Here is a 14,179-nt window from a genome sequence, read left to right as displayed (position 1 = left end):
TGGGGGATCAACAATTCACCCGACGGTTCTTCGTCCTAGTCCCCACGGGCCTCCAGGACCGTCCACAAGAGAGAGTGTGAGGGTGCTCGTACTCGTCGCTCCCGGCCAAGGCGCTCAGTCGCCCGGCTTCCTGACTCCCTGGCTCGATCTTCCGGGCGCCGCCGACCGCGTCAACGCGTGGTCGGAGGCGATCGGACTGGACCTGGTCCACTACGGCACGAAGGCCGACGCGGACGAGATCCGCGACACGGCGGTCGCCCAGCCCCTGCTGGTCGCCGCGGGCCTGCTCTCCGCCGCCGCGCTCGGTGACGTCGTCCCGGACGCCGTCGCGGGCCACAGCGTGGGTGAGATCACCGCCGCCGCGTTCGCCGGTGTCCTCGGCGACACGGCGGCGCTGCGTCTCGTACGGACCCGGGGCCTGGCGATGGCCGAGGCGGCCGCCGTGACCCGCACGGGCATGTCGGCACTGCTCGGCGGTGACCCCGAGGTGACCCTGCCGCACCTGGAGAAGCTCGGTCTGACCGCGGCGAACGTCAACGGCGCGGGCCAGATCGTCGCCGCGGGCACCATGGAGCAGCTGGCGGCGCTCGAGGAGGACAAGCCCGAGGGCGTCCGCCGTGTGGTGGCGCTCCAGGTCGCCGGCGCGTTCCACACGCACCACATGGCGCCGGCGGTGGCCACGCTGGAGGAGGCCGCGCGCGGCCTCGCCCCGGCGGACCCGAAGGTCGTCTACGTCTCCAACAAGGACGGGCGGACCGTCGCCACGGGTGCCGACGTCGTCACCCGGCTCGTTGGCCAGGTCGCCAACCCGGTCCGCTGGGACCTGTGCATGGAAACGTTCCAGCGGCTCGGCGCGACCGCGCTGGTCGAGGTGTGCCCGGGCGGCACGCTGACCGGTATCGCCAAGCGGGCCATGCCCGGAGTCAAGACGCTCGCGCTCAAGACCCCCGACGACCTCGACGCGGCACGCGCGCTCATCGCCGAGCACGCCGGCGCCGCCTCCTGAACCGGAGCAAGGAGCCGTAGAGCATGGCGAAGATCAAGCCGAGCAAGGGCGCCCCGTACGCGCGCATCATGGGTGTCGGCGGCTACCGTCCGACGCGGGTCGTGCCCAACGAGGTGATCCTCGAGAAGATCGACTCGTCGGACGAGTGGATCCGCTCGCGCTCCGGCATCGCGACGCGTCACTGGGCGTCGCCCGAGGAGACCGTGACCGCGATGTCGGTCGAGGCGGCGGGCAAGGCCCTCGCGGACGCCGGGGTCAGCCCCGAGCAGATCGGTGGCGTCATCGTCTCCACCGTGTCGCACTTCAAGCAGACCCCGGCCGTCGCCACCGAGATCGCCGACCGGATCACGTCCGGCAAGCCGGCCGCGTTCGACATCTCGGCGGGCTGCGCGGGCTTCGGCTACGGGCTGACGCTCGCGAAGGGCATGGTCGTCGAGGGGTCCGCCGAGTACGTCCTCGTCATCGGCGTGGAGCGGCTCAGCGACCTGACCGACCTGGAGGACCGCGCCACGGCCTTCCTGTTCGGTGACGGCGCGGGCGCGGTCGTGGTCGGCCCGTCCCAGGAGCCGCAGATCGGCCCGACCGTCTGGGGCTCCGAGGGCGACAAGTCCGAGACCATCAAGCAGACCGTGCCGTGGACGGACTACCGCGACGGCACGGTGGAGCGGTTCCCCGCCATCACTCAGGAGGGCCAGGCGGTGTTCCGCTGGGCCGTCTTCGAGATGGCGAAGGTCGCCCAGCAGGCGCTCGACGCGGCCGGCATCACCGCGGCCGACCTGGACGTCTTCATCCCGCACCAGGCCAACATGCGGATCATCGACTCGATGGTGAAGACGCTGAAACTGCCGGAGCACGTCACGGTCGCCCGCGACGTGGAGACCACCGGCAACACCTCGGCCGCCTCGATCCCGCTCGCGATGGAGCGGCTCCTGGCGACCGGGCAGGCGAAGAGCGGTGACACCGCGCTCGTCATCGGCTTCGGGGCGGGGCTCGTCTACGCCGCGACGGTCGTTACCCTCCCCTAGGCAACCGTTCCGGTCCCCGGACCGGACGGACCGCCGTCACATCCTCTGACAAGCACAGAGCTACACACTGAAGGAGCGCCACATGGCCGCCACCCTGGAAGAGATCGTCGAGGGTCTCGCCGAGATCGTCAACGAGATCGCCGGCATCCCGACCGAGGACGTCGAGCTGGACAAGTCCTTCACGGACGACCTGGACGTGGACTCCCTGTCCATGGTCGAGGTTGTCGTCGCCGCCGAGGAGCGCTTCGGCGTGAAGATCCCGGACGACGACGTCAAGGGCCTCAAGACCGTCCGCGACGCGGCCGACTACATCCTGACGCACCAGGCCTGACCGGTTCGCCACCCGGCGGTGGCGCCGTTTTCACGCATACCTCATACACGTGGAGAAAGAATTCCTGTGAGCTCGACCAATCGCACCGTGGTCGTCACCGGTATCGGCGCAACCACACCGCTGGGTGGCGATTCCGCCTCTACCTGGGAGGGGCTGAAGGCCGGGCGTTCCGGCGTCAAGCCCCTTGAGGGCGAGCGTTTCGCCGACCTGCCCGTCCAGATCGCCGCCCGCGTGGCCGTGGACCCGCTGGAGGTCCTGCCGCGGCCGCTGGCGCGCAAGCTGGACCGTTCCGCGCAGTTCGCCGTGGTCGCCGCGCGTGAGGCGTGGGCGGACGCGGGCTTCACCGGCCCCGCCGGTGAGGAGACGCGGGTCCGTCCGGAGCGGCTCGGCTCCGTCATCGCCTCCGGCATCGGCGGCGTGACCACCCTGCTCGACCAGTACGACGTACTGAAGGAGAAGGGCGCCCGGCGGGTCTCCCCGCACACGGTGCCCATGCTCATGCCCAACAGCCCCTCCGCCAACGTCGGCCTGGAGGTGAACGCCCAGGCGGGCGTGCACAGCCCCGTGTCGGCGTGCGCGTCGGGCGCCGAGGCCATCGGCTACGCCATCGAGATGATCCGTACGGGACGTGCCGACGTGGTCGTCGCGGGCGGCACCGAGGCGGCCATCCACCCGCTGCCCATCGCGGCGTTCGCCAACATGATGGCGATGTCCAAGAACAACGACGAGCCCGAGAAGGCGTCGCGCCCGTACGACAAGGGCCGTGACGGCTTCGTGCTGGGCGAGGGCGCCGGGGTGATCGTCCTGGAGTCCGCCGAGCACGCCGCCGCGCGGGGCGCCCGCGTGTACTGCGAGGCCATCGGCCAGGGCCTGTCCGCCGACAGCCACCACATCGCGCAGCCCGAGCCGACCGGCCGGGGCATCGCCGCCGCCCTCCAGAACCTGCTGGACTCGACCGGCCTCAAGCCGTCGGAGGTCGTGCACCTGAACGCGCACGCCACCTCGACCCCGCAGGGTGACGTCGCCGAGGTGAAGGCTCTGCGCAAGGTCCTCGGTGACGACCTCGACCACGTCGCGATCTCCGCGACCAAGTCGATGACGGGTCACCTGCTGGGCGGCGCGGGCGGCATCGAGACCGTCGCGACGGTCCTGGCGCTGCACCACCGCACGGCCCCGCCGACCATCAACGTCGAGGACCTCGACGAAGAGGTGGACGCGGACATCGTGCGCGGCGAGGCCCGCCCGCTGCCCGAGGGCACCATCGCTGCGATCAACAACTCGTTCGGCTTCGGCGGCCACAACGTGGTCCTCGCCTTCCGCACGGTCTGACACGCGCCTCGCAGAAGCGCAGGCGCGCCGACGCGTAGACCCGTGGACGCGCGGCCCGTAGGCGGCGTGAGACCCGCACGACGGGCCGGTACGACGTGAAGAGGCCCCCACCCGACCTCGGGTGGGGGCCTCTTCACCTTCGGGGCGGCTTGCCGTACGGCACCTTCCGGTGCGGGGCGGGGGGTGTGCGGGCCGGTCAGACGACCTGGTGGAGCCAGCGGACGGGGGCGCCCTCGCCCGCGTACCGGAAGGGTTCCAGCTCGTCGTCCCAGGGCTTGCCGAGGAGCTTGGCGACCTCCGCCTCCAGCAGGGTCTCGCCCTGTGCGGAGCGGGCGAGGGCGGCGCGGAGCCGGTCCTCGGGAATCATGATGTCGCCGTGGATTCCGATGACCGCGTGGAAGATGCCCAGGTCAGGGGTGGCGCTGTAGCGCTCGCCCTCGGCGGTGGAGCAGGGTTCGGCGGTCACCTCGAAGCGCAGCATCTGCCAGCCGCGCAGCGCGGAGGCCAGCTTGGAGGCGGTGCCCGGCTGGCCCTGCCAGGAGAACTCGGCTCTCCACGTGCCCGGTGAGGCCGGCTGGCGGACCCAGTCGAGCTGGACCCTCGTGCCGAGCACTCCCGCGACCGCCCATTCGACGTGCGGGCACAGCGCGCGCGGCGCGGAGTGGACGTACAGGACTCCACGTGTCGTCACCGGGACCTCCAGTGTGGGACGAGGTTCGCCTTTTCCCAGCGGCCTCAGTAAACAGCATCGGGAGCGAAACTCCGCAAAAGGGACAGCTCGTGACGTGATGTAATTTACCGGAGCCGGTCGGCCAGGCGCCTCTGGTTCGACGGGGAAAAGCTACCGTGCGCCGGGGCGCTTGGGATGACGTACGGTCGGTCCCGTGGCCCAACGACACGAAGCTTTCACCCGCCAGGGCGCCGCCCACACCCCCGCTCCCCAGGTCCGCCGCGCCCGCCGCGCGACGGCTCTGGCGGCGGTGGCGGCGCTGGTCTGCGGCACGGCGCTGTCCGGGTGTCTGGGGTCCCCCGAAAGCAGCAACGGCGCGGACGCCGGGCGACGTCCGGCCGCGACGGTGCGGCCCAGCCCCTCCCCCACGTCGCTGTGGAACCCGCGGCCGTCCTCCGTCGCCGCCGTGGGCGATTCCATCACCCGCGGCTTCGACGCCTGCGGGCTGCTGACGGACTGTCCGGAAGTGTCGTGGGCGACCGGTTCCGACCCGGTGGTGAACAGTCTGGCGCTGCGGCTGGTCGGCGCGCCCGCGCTCGCGTCCCGCAGCTGGAACCTGGCCCGGTCGGGGGCGCGCGTCGCCGAGCTGCCCGAGCAGATGGCGCAGGCGGCGCGGCACAGGCCCGGTCTCGTGACGGTGATGATCGGCGCGAACGACGCCTGTCGGCCGCATGTCGATCTGATGACGCCGGTCGCGGAGTTCCGGGCGTCGTTCGAGGCGGCGATGGCCCGGCTGCGGAAGGACGCGCCGACGACGCAGGTGTACGTGGCGGGCGTCCCGGACCTGCGGCGGCTGTGGTCGCAGGGACGGGACCACCCGGTGGGCCAGCGGGTGTGGCGGCTCGGGGTGTGCGCGTCGATGCTGGCCGACGCCCAGGACCTGGGGACGGTGGCGCGGGAGCGGCGCGACCGGGTGCGGGAGCGGGTCGTCGCGTACAACGAGGTGATGCGCGAGGTGTGCGCCCGCGACGAGCGGTGCCGCCACGACGGGGGCGCCGTGTTCGCGTACGCCTTCGACGGGGCGCAGTTGAGCCCCTGGGACGTGTTCCACCCGAGCCGGGACGGGCAGGGGCGGCTGGCGGAGATCGCCTACCGCACCGTCACGGCCGCGCGGCCGCCCGCGTAGCGGCCCTTCCTGCCGCCCCGGCCCTGTGCGTGCGTCGGCCTCAGTCGAGTTCCAGGGTGACGGCGAGGCGGGTGTCGGTGAGGGAGCGGCCGGCGCGGATCTCGTACTGGCCGGGAACTGCGGTCCAGGCGCCCGTCTTCTCGTCCCAGATGTCGAACAGGCGCGGCGCGAGCCGGACCTCCGCCTCCGCGCAGCCGCCGGGCGCGGCCGTCACGCTCGCGAAGCCGACCAGCCAGCGGGCGGGGCGTTCGACCAGGTCGGCGCGGGGGGCGACGTACAGCTGGATCACCTCGCGGCCGGGGCGCGCGCCCGTGTTGCGGACCCGGACGCGGGCGGTGGTGGGGGTGACGATGAGGGACTCGTACTCCCAGGTCGTGTAGCCGAGGCCGTGGCCGAAGGGGTACGCGGGGGCGGGGCGTCCGGGGACGCGGTCCCAGGCGCGGTAGCCGATGAAGGGGCCCTCGTCGTAGCGCAGTTCGCCGTCGGTCGGGGTGACGGTGGTGATCGGGGCGTCGGCGAGGGCGGCCGGCCAGGTGGTGGGCAGGCGCCCGCCCGGCTCCTCGGCGCCGAGGAGGACGTCGGCGAGGGCGGCGCCGCCCTCCTGGCCGGGGAACCAGGTGAGGAGCACGGCGGCCACCTCGTCACGCCAGGGCATCTCCACGGGGGCTCCGGCGTTGACGACGACGACCGTGCGGGGGTTGGCGGCGGCGACGGCGCGGACCAGGTCGTCCTGGCGTCCGGGAAGGCGCAGGTCGGCGCGGTCGAAGCCCTCGGACTCGACGCGTTCGGTGGTGGCGACGACCACGACGGCGGTGTCGGCGGCACGGGCGGCTTCGACGGCCTCGGCGATCAACTCGTCGGGGTCGCGGCGCGGCGGGCGGTGCAGCAGCGAGAAGACGACGGCGGGCAGCGGCGCGGGCCGTTCGTGGTCCACGGTGTGGCGGAGGGACACCTCGACGGGCGAGCCCTCGGCGAGGCGGGCCGTGCCGCGCTCGACGGGCGAGCCCGAGAACGCCTCGAACGGGTCGCCCTCCCCGCCCGCCTCCTGCGTCCCGTCGTACAGCACGCGTCCCGCGACGGTGAGCCGGAACGCGCCCAGGCCGCGTGTGCCGAAGGCGTGGTCGCCGCTCTCGCGCGGGGTGAACGTGCCGGTGACCTCGACGGTGTGGAGCGTCTCGTGGGCGACCCCGTCGGGCAGGTCGGTGCCGACCCACTGGATCTGGCCGGAGGGCAGCGGTACGTCGGCGAGCACGGCGCCGGACGGGTCGCGGCAGACGGCGCGCAGGGCGAAGCCGGGTCCGGCCGGCTCGGGTTCGTCGGAGAGGTCCGCGCCGGGCGCGTAGGTGAGGGTGGCGGCGTCGGGCAGGGCGGCGGTGAGGCCGTCGAGCGGGGAGACCGTGCGGGCGGGGAAGACCTGGGCGGAGCCGCCGCCGAGGACCCGGGCGTCGCGGGCGGCGGGGCCGACGAGGGCGACGCGGCGGAGCCGGGCGGGGTCGAGGGGCAGGACGTCGTGCTCGTTGCGCACGAGGACGAAGGAGCGGTGGGCGATCTCCCGGGCCAGGGCCTCGCCGTCCAGCGCCTCCGGCGGGTGCGGTACGGCCGGTCCGGGTCCCTTGAGGGCGCCGACGCGGGCGGCGAGGCGCAGCACCCGGCGTACGGACCGGTCGACGAGCGCCTCGTCGAGCTCCCCGGCCCGCACGGCGGCGGCGAGGGCGTCGCCGTACACGGTGCGCGGGCCCGGCATGGCGACGTCGAGGCCGCCGGTGAGCGCGCCCGTGGTGGAGCGGGCGGCGAACCAGTCGGAGACGACGACCCCGTCGTACCCCCACTCGTCGCGCAGCACCTCGGTCTGGAGCTGCCGGTGCTCGGTCATGGTGACGCCGTTGACCTGGTTGTACGCGGCCATGACGGCCCAGGGTCGGGCGCACTTGACGATCGCCTCGAACGGGGCGAGGTACAGCTCCCGCAGGGCGCGGGGCGGGACGGCGTTGTCCACGGTGAAGCGGTCGGTCTCGGCGTCGTTGGCGACGAAGTGCTTGACGGTGGCGGCGACCCCGCCGTCCTGGACGCCCCGCACGTAACCCGCGCCGATCTCGCCCGTGAGGTACGGGTCCTCGCTGTACGCCTCGAAGTGGCGGCCGCCCAGCGGCGAGCGGTGGAGGTTCACGGTCGGGGCGAGCAGGACGTGGACGCCCTTGCGGCGGGCCTCCTGGGCGAGGAGCCGCCCGGCGCGGCGGGCGAGGTCCCGGTCCCAGCAGGCGGCGAGCGCGGTCGGGGAAGGCAGCGTGACGGAGGGGTCGTCGGCGGTCCAGCGGACGCCCCGGACGCCGACGGGGCCGTCGGACATGACGAGGGACGCCAGGCCGATCGAGGGGACGGCCGGGAGGGTCCACATGTCCTGTCCGGCGAGCAGCCGGGCCTTCGTGTCCAGATCGAGGGCGCCGAACGCCGCCTCGATCCTTGCCTCTGCCTCTGCCGCTTCGTCGGCCGTCATGGTAGTCGTCCCTCCCTGTCGTCGGGTGGCGTCCATGGTGAACCGGAGCCTGACGAACGGTAGGTGTTGTTACACGTTCGTGACATGCCGGGCGGTCGGTCGCGGGGCGGGGCGATGCCGTACGGTCCTGTCGTCGGGCACGCGGAGGTGAGAGGTGACGGCTTCCAGACCCAGGAGCGCGGAGCGGCGGGCGGACATCCTGCGCGCGGCGTTCGAGGTGATCGCGGAGCGCGGCTACCGGGGTGCCTCGCTCGCGGCGGTCGCCGAGCGGGCGGGCCTCACCCAGCAGGGCCTGCTGCACCATTTCCCCAGCAAGTCCGCGCTGCTGGTCGCCGTGCTGGAGGAGCGCGACCGGTGGGACACGGGTGGCAGCGGCGCGACGGGGCGGGCGGCGTGGCGGCTGGACCTGCTGGCGACGCTGGTGGACTACAACGCGATGCGGCCCGGGGTGGTCCAGACGTTCTCGGCACTGCTCGGCGAGAGCGTCACGGACGAGCATCCGGCGCGCGACTTCTCCCCCCGCCGCTACGCGCGCGTACGGGAGGACATGGCGGGGCTGTTGCGGGCGGAGTTCGGCGAGCGGCTGCCCGGCGGGCTCACTCCGGAGCGGGCGGCGCCGCTGCTGACGGCGGTGCTGGACGGGCTCCAGTACCAGTGGCTGCTGGACCCGGAGGCGGTGGACATGGCGGCGGCGTTCCGGGACTTCCTGGGGCTGCTGGGGATGGAGAACGGGAAGTAGACGCATGGTGGCGGGAGTTGCGGGTGGGCCGGGATACTGCCGGGACCCGACGGAAGGACTCCCGTGTCACGGATGCGTACCACCGCGCTCGGTCCGGCCCTCGCGGCCGTCGTCACCGCCCTGTCCCTTTCCCTGTCCTTGGCCCCTGGGGCGTCGCCCGCCTTCGCCTCGCCGGGGCCCGCCGCTGCGGAAGCGGCCGTTCCGGGGCCCGGTGTCGAGGAGGCGCGGCTCGACCGGGACGTGCCGCGCGAGATCCTGCGGCGTTCCGGGTTCGACGGGGAGGCGCCCCGGTTCGCCGCCGCGCTGCGCGGCGCGGGGTCGTACGCGGGCGCCGAGCGGGCCGTCGTACGGCACGGGGCGGCGCTGTGGCGGCGGGCCGTGGACCGGGCGCAGGGCCGGGGCCCCGCGGGCGGTGACCTGGCGCGGGACGACGACCGGCCGCTGTACTGGGCGCGACTGGCCATGACGCGGGAACTGCGCGTGTGGGAGCCCCGGTTCGGGCTGTCGGGTGAGGCACGGGCGCGGCTGCTGGACCGGCTGGAGTCGTCGTCGCGCGGTCAGGACGCGATCCGCTACCCGCACGGGCGGGGCGTGAAGCGGGTCCTGCTGACCGGGTTCGACCCGTTCACGCTGGACCGGGACGTCCGGATCGGCAACCCGTCGGGCGCGGCCGCGCTCGCCCTGGACGGGACGCTGGTGCGCACCCCGGACGGCGGGTGGGCGCGGGTGGAGACGGCGGTGTTCCCGGTGCGCTGGCGCGACTTCGCGGACGGCACCGTGGAACGGGCGCTGCGGCCGCACCTGCCGCGCGTGGACCTGTTCACCACGGTGAGCCAGGGGCGGGTGGGCCGCTTCGACCTGGAGCGGTTCAACGGCGCGTGGCGGGGCGGCTTCCCGGACAACGAGAACGTGTCGTCGGCCGGCCCCGTGCCGGTGGACGACCCGGCGACGCGGCCGCAGTGGACGGTGACGAGCCTGCCGTACGAGGCGATCACGGCGGCGGCGACGGGCCCGTTCCCGGTGTACGACAACACGCAGGTCACGGAGGTCCCGGCGGGCGGCACCGCGCCGGTGGTGCGGGCGGAAGGGCCGACTCCGGGGTCGGCGGCACGCGCGGGCGGGGGCGGCGACTACCTGTCGAACGAGATCGCGTACCGGGCCACGCTGCTGCGCGACCGGCTGGGCCTCGCGGACCTGCCGGGCGGCCATGTGCACACGCCGGTCCTGCGGTTCGGGGCGGGCAGCACGGACGCGGTCGAGGACCCGGAACTGCTGCGGAACCGGGCGGCGATCACCGCGCAGGTCCGCGCCATCGTCGCGACTGCGGCGGGGGCCGGGGCCGGTTCCCGGGCCGGGGCCAGGGTCGGTTCCGGGGCCGGGGAGGCTCGAGTGGGGCGCTGAGGCGCGGGCGCTGCCGGGGCGCTGGGCCCGGATGCCGGGCCGTGGCGGTCGAAACCGGGGGCGTACCGGACGCGCGTCCGGGGGCGGCCGGGGGCGCGTCCGCGCGGGCCGGGGATAATCGCGGCATGATCGTTGCAGCGGGCCAGTTCAGTGCCGTTCCCGGGGATGTGGGCGCCAACGCCGGGACGATGGCGGCGATGGTCCGCGCGGCGGACGGGGCGCGCGTGGTGGTCTTCGCGGAGCTGACGCTGACCGGCTACGAGCTGGACCTCATCGCCGCCGACCCCGGCCTGTGGGTGACCGCCGACGACGCCCGCCTCGACCCGCTGCGGGAGGCGTGCCGCGCGGCCGGGGCGGCGGCGGTCGTCAACGGGCCCGCGCCCGGCCGGGAGCCGGGCGGGCGGCGGCCGTACCTCACCTCGTACGTCATCGGACCGGACGGCTCGACACTCGCGCGCTACGACAAGCAGCACCTCTTCGAGGGGGAGAGCCGGGTGTTCGAGGCGGGCGCGGCGGACGGGCGGTTCACGCTGGACGGCCGCCGGTTCGCGCTCGCCACCTGCTTCGACAACCACTTCCCGGAGCTGGGCGAGCGGGCGGCGGCGGACGGCTGCGCGGTGTACCTGGCGAGTTCGCTGTACGGGACGGGCGACGGCGCGCGCGAGCGGGCCACGGTGTACCCGGCCATCGCCCGGCGGAGCGGCCTGCCCGTGGTCCTCGCCAACCACGTGGGCGCCGCCGGGCCCTGGACCGGCTGCGGTCGCAGCGCGGTGTGGGGCCCGGACGGTGTGCTGCTGGCCGAGGCGGACCCCGCCGGGCCCGGCCTCGTACGCGCCGACATCGGCTAGCTGCTGGGGCGTCGGGTTTGCGTGGGGGCCTTATGGGACCGGGCGGTCGCGCGCCGGTCCCGTACGGGTTCTCGGCGTTCAGTCCTTGTGGAAGCCGTACGGGGCCGGGGCGGGCGCTCCGGGGTCCGCGGCCGGGTCGGGGCGCGGGCCGTCCCCGGTGTCGGGTGCCAGCTCGCGGGCCATCAGGGTGGCACCGGCGACGGCGCCCGGCATGAGGAACACGGCGACGAACGGCACCAGGTACGCCAGGGTCAGCGGCACGCCGAAGCCGATGGCCATCATGCGGCGGCCGCGCAGCAGCCGCAGCCGCTCCTTCAGGTCGAGGCGCCGGCGCTGGAGGGCGACGGCGGTGAGCTCCTCGGTGAGGAAGTAGCCGGAGACGCAGAAGCCCAGTACGGGGACGACGGTCTGGCCGATCACCGGGACGAACCCGAGGGCGAACAGCAGGATGCCGTAGAACGCGACGCGCAGGACGATGCGGAGGCTGTCGCGGGCGGAGATCCACAGCTCGCGCCAGAACGGCAGCCCGGACTCCGGGACGCGGCCGCCCTCGGAGCGGTCCACCTCCTCGGAGAGGGACTCGTAGAAGGGCTGTCCGACGAGGAGCGTCACCGCCGTGAAGGTGATCACCGCGAGGAACAGGCCGAGGGCGAAGACCAGGGCGGTGAGGAAGCCCCGGAACAGGCCCTGCCAGGGCGACGACCAGTCGTCGGCGAACGGGGTCGCCCACGCGGTGAGGTCGTCGGCGCCGAAGACGAGGCCGGCCAGCGCGCCGGCGTACAGGACGAGGGTGACGAGGCCGGGGAGCAGCCCGAACCCGAACCAGCGGCCGTGCCGGCCGACCCACCGCTGTCCCTGCAGAAGAAAGCCGAAGCCCTTGCCAAGATCACGCATGGGCTCACCCTATCGGGCGGTGCGGTGGGCGCCGAAGGGCCGCATCCCCGGCGGGGATGCGGCCCTGGGCAGCCGGTGCGACGGCCGGGGGGCGGTTGCCCCCGTGGTCGGACGGCCCGTGTCAGACGGCCAGTTCGACCGTGATGTTGCCGCGGGTCGCCTTGGAGTACGGGCAGACCTGGTGGGCCTTCTCGATCAGCTCGCGAGCGGTGGCGGCGTCGACGTTCGGGATCGTCGCGGAGATCTTCACGATGAGCCCGAAGCCGTCGTCGTTCTTCCCTATGCCGACCTCCGCCGTGACCGTGGAGCCGGACACGTCGGCGTTCTCCTGGCGGGCGACCACGCCGAGCGCGCCCTGGAAGCAGGCGCTGTACCCGGCGGCGAAGAGCTGCTCCGGGTTGGTGCCCGCGCCGGAGCCGCCCATCGCCTTGGGCGGGTTGACGACCACGTCGAGCGCCCCGTCGTCCGTGGCCACGCGGCCGTCCCGCCCGTTCTCTGCGGTGGCGGTCGCGGTGTACAGGACGTCGGACTGCTGGATGGACATGTAGAGGTTCCTCCTGTGAAGCGCCGCGACTCGCGCCCACGATCGCGACGGCCTGGAGGGAGCCTAGCGGGTCAGCGAAACGATCATCTTGCCGGTGTTGTCACCGCGCAGCAGGCCGAGGAACGCGTCCACGCCGTTCTCCATGCCCTCGACGATCGTCTCGTCGTACTTCAGGGCGCCCGAGCGCAGCCAGCCGGACACCTCCTCGACGAAGCGCGGCTGGAGGGCGGCGTGGTCGCCGACGAGCATGCCCTGGAGGCGCAGCCGCTTGCCGATGACCAGCGCCAGGTTGCGCGGTCCCGGGGCGGGCTCCGTGTCGTTGTACTGCGCGATCATGCCGCAGATGGTGACGCGGCCGTGGACGTTGAGCGAGGAGATCGCGGCCTCCAGGTGCTCGCCGCCGACATTGTCGAAGTAGACGTCGATGCCGTCGGGGGCGGCGGCCTTCAGCTGCTGGGCCACGGGGCCGTTCTTGTAGTTGAAGGCGGCGTCGAAGCCGTACTCCTCCACGAGGCGCTTGACCTTCTCGTCGGAACCGGCTGAGCCGATCACGCGGGAGGCGCCCTTGAGGCGGGCGATCTGGCCGACCTGGCTGCCGACGGCCCCGGCGGCGCCGGAGACGAACACGGCGTCGCCCTCCTTGAAGGAGGCGGTCTCCAGCAGGCCCGCGTACGCGGTGAGGCCCGTCATGCCGAGCACGCCCAGGTAGGCCGTGAGCGGGGCGAGGGAGGCGTCGATCCTGGCGGCGCGCTTCGCCTCGACCTCGGCGTACTCCCGCCAGCCCAGGCCGTGCAGCACATGGTCGCCGACGGCGAAGCCCTCGGCGTTGGAGGCTATGACCTCGCCGACCGCGCCGCCCTCCATGGGCTGGTCGAGCTGGAACGGCGGGACGTACGACTTCACGTCGTTCATCCGGCCGCGCATGTACGGGTCCACCGAGAAGTGGAGGTTCCGGACGAGGACGCGGCCCTCGCCGGGTGCGGCGACCGGCGCCTCGCGGAGCGCGAAGTCGTCCGGGGCGGGCCAGCCGTTCGGCCGGGATACGAGGTGCCATTCACGGCCGGACGCGGGGAGTGCGGACATGCTGCGAGCCTCCAGAAGATGTTTCATTACCTGAAACAACCATGCTCCTCGATATTTCAGGTTGTCAAGCATGTGGGTAGGCTTGTGGACATGGCCAGCACACGCACAGACCCGCTCACCCTCGAGGTCGTGGAGCTCATCGGCACGGTCGTCGCCCGCTACCACGAGGAGTACGAGCAAGCCGCGGCGCAGCACTCGCTGACCGGCGCGCAGGCGCGGGTTCTGAGCCTGCTAGCCCTGGAGCCGCTGCCCATGCGGCGCATCGCCGTGTCGCTGCGGTGCGAGCCGTCCAACGTGACCGGCATCGTGGACCGCCTGGAGGCGCGCGGCCTGGTCGAGCGGCGCCCCGACCCCGCCGACCGCCGCGTCAAGCTGGCCGCCCCGACCGAGGAGGGCCGGGCCACCGCGCGCCGCCTGCGGGACGCCCTGGACTTCGCGCGCGAGCCGCTGGCCGGGCTCTCCGTGGCGGAACGGGCCCTGCTGCGGGACCTCCTGCGCCGCATGCTGGGCGAGGCCGCGCCGCTGTGAGCCGGTGGGCCCGGAGCCGTGCCGCCGGGGCCGCGCCTCGGCGGGCCGTGCCGCCGGGGGCCGTGCCGCCGTCGGCCGCGCCCCCGGGAGCCCTGCGCTCC

At 73.8% G+C, this 14,179-nt stretch carries 14 protein-coding genes; 9 read left to right on the top strand and 5 right to left on the bottom strand.

Annotated features, from left to right (window positions below):
- Positions 1-82 precede the first annotated feature (82 nt).
- The 4 genes from J116_RS20125 to fabF all read left to right on the top strand — a co-directional run bounded on the left by J116_RS20125 (position 83) and on the right by fabF (position 3,691).
- The gene (locus J116_RS20125; RefSeq protein ID WP_023588871.1) at positions 83-1,006 is read left to right on the top strand and encodes an ACP S-malonyltransferase; all 924 of its coding nucleotides are present in this window, start codon (positions 83-85) and stop codon (positions 1,004-1,006) included.
- Between the two features lie 23 nt (positions 1,007-1,029).
- Positions 1,030-2,031: a ketoacyl-ACP synthase III gene (locus tag J116_RS20120; protein WP_023588870.1), complete on the top strand. Its 1,002-nt coding sequence runs from the start codon at positions 1,030-1,032 to the stop codon at positions 2,029-2,031.
- A gap of 82 nt (positions 2,032-2,113) precedes the next feature.
- Entirely contained in the window at positions 2,114-2,362 is a 249-nt protein-coding gene (locus J116_RS20115; protein ID WP_023588869.1) for an acyl carrier protein, read from the top strand.
- A gap of 66 nt (positions 2,363-2,428) precedes the next feature.
- Positions 2,429-3,691 (top strand): beta-ketoacyl-ACP synthase II, encoded by a 1,263-nt coding sequence (gene fabF, locus J116_RS20110; protein WP_023588868.1) that lies wholly within the window; start codon positions 2,429-2,431, stop codon positions 3,689-3,691.
- Between the two features lie 196 nt (positions 3,692-3,887).
- Here the strand turns inward: fabF and J116_RS20105 are convergent, their stop codons facing one another.
- Entirely contained in the window at positions 3,888-4,382 is a 495-nt protein-coding gene (locus tag J116_RS20105; protein WP_023588867.1) for a DUF3145 domain-containing protein, read from the bottom strand.
- A gap of 280 nt (positions 4,383-4,662) precedes the next feature.
- Here J116_RS20105 and J116_RS20100 point away from each other — a divergent pair, with 280 nt between their 5' ends.
- A complete protein-coding gene (locus J116_RS20100; protein ID WP_037948043.1) occupies positions 4,663-5,547 on the top strand; it encodes a GDSL-type esterase/lipase family protein in 885 nt (294 codons plus the stop codon).
- Between the two features lie 40 nt (positions 5,548-5,587).
- On the opposite strand, the gene J116_RS20095 is transcribed toward J116_RS20100, so the two are convergent.
- Positions 5,588-8,041, bottom strand: coding sequence for a beta-glucosidase family protein (locus tag J116_RS20095; RefSeq protein WP_023588865.1), 2,454 nt, complete (start codon positions 8,039-8,041; stop codon positions 5,588-5,590).
- Between the two features lie 154 nt (positions 8,042-8,195).
- Here J116_RS20095 and J116_RS20090 point away from each other — a divergent pair, with 154 nt between their 5' ends.
- The 3 genes from J116_RS20090 to J116_RS20080 all read left to right on the top strand — a co-directional run bounded on the left by J116_RS20090 (position 8,196) and on the right by J116_RS20080 (position 11,029).
- The gene (locus J116_RS20090) at positions 8,196-8,780 is read left to right on the top strand and encodes a TetR/AcrR family transcriptional regulator (RefSeq protein WP_023588864.1); all 585 of its coding nucleotides are present in this window, start codon (positions 8,196-8,198) and stop codon (positions 8,778-8,780) included.
- 72 nt (positions 8,781-8,852) lie between these two features.
- Positions 8,853-10,181 (top strand): C15 family peptidase, encoded by a 1,329-nt coding sequence (locus tag J116_RS20085; protein WP_023588863.1) that lies wholly within the window; start codon positions 8,853-8,855, stop codon positions 10,179-10,181.
- 125 nt (positions 10,182-10,306) lie between these two features.
- Positions 10,307-11,029 (top strand): carbon-nitrogen hydrolase family protein, encoded by a 723-nt coding sequence (locus tag J116_RS20080; RefSeq protein ID WP_023588862.1) that lies wholly within the window; start codon positions 10,307-10,309, stop codon positions 11,027-11,029.
- A 78-nt stretch (positions 11,030-11,107) separates the two neighbouring features.
- On the opposite strand, the gene J116_RS20075 is transcribed toward J116_RS20080, so the two are convergent.
- The 3 genes from J116_RS20075 to J116_RS20065 form a co-directional block, all read right to left on the bottom strand.
- Positions 11,108-11,923, bottom strand: coding sequence for an EI24 domain-containing protein (locus J116_RS20075; RefSeq protein ID WP_023588861.1), 816 nt, complete (start codon positions 11,921-11,923; stop codon positions 11,108-11,110).
- 121 nt (positions 11,924-12,044) lie between these two features.
- A complete protein-coding gene (locus tag J116_RS20070) occupies positions 12,045-12,467 on the bottom strand; it encodes an organic hydroperoxide resistance protein (RefSeq protein WP_023588860.1) in 423 nt (140 codons plus the stop codon).
- 63 nt (positions 12,468-12,530) lie between these two features.
- On the bottom strand, positions 12,531-13,550 hold the full coding sequence (locus J116_RS20065; RefSeq protein ID WP_023588859.1) for an NADP-dependent oxidoreductase: 1,020 nt from the start codon (positions 13,548-13,550) through the stop codon (positions 12,531-12,533).
- 90 nt (positions 13,551-13,640) lie between these two features.
- Here J116_RS20065 and J116_RS20060 point away from each other — a divergent pair, with 90 nt between their 5' ends.
- On the top strand, positions 13,641-14,078 hold the full coding sequence (locus J116_RS20060; protein ID WP_028964297.1) for a MarR family winged helix-turn-helix transcriptional regulator: 438 nt from the start codon (positions 13,641-13,643) through the stop codon (positions 14,076-14,078).
- Positions 14,079-14,179: the final 101 nt, after the last annotated feature.

Source organism: Streptomyces thermolilacinus SPC6, assembly GCF_000478605.2.
Taxonomy (GTDB): domain Bacteria; phylum Actinomycetota; class Actinomycetes; order Streptomycetales; family Streptomycetaceae; genus Streptomyces; species Streptomyces thermolilacinus.
The sequence above is the reverse complement of the archived record's forward strand: the minus strand, read 5'-3'. Positions and strand labels throughout refer to the sequence as shown.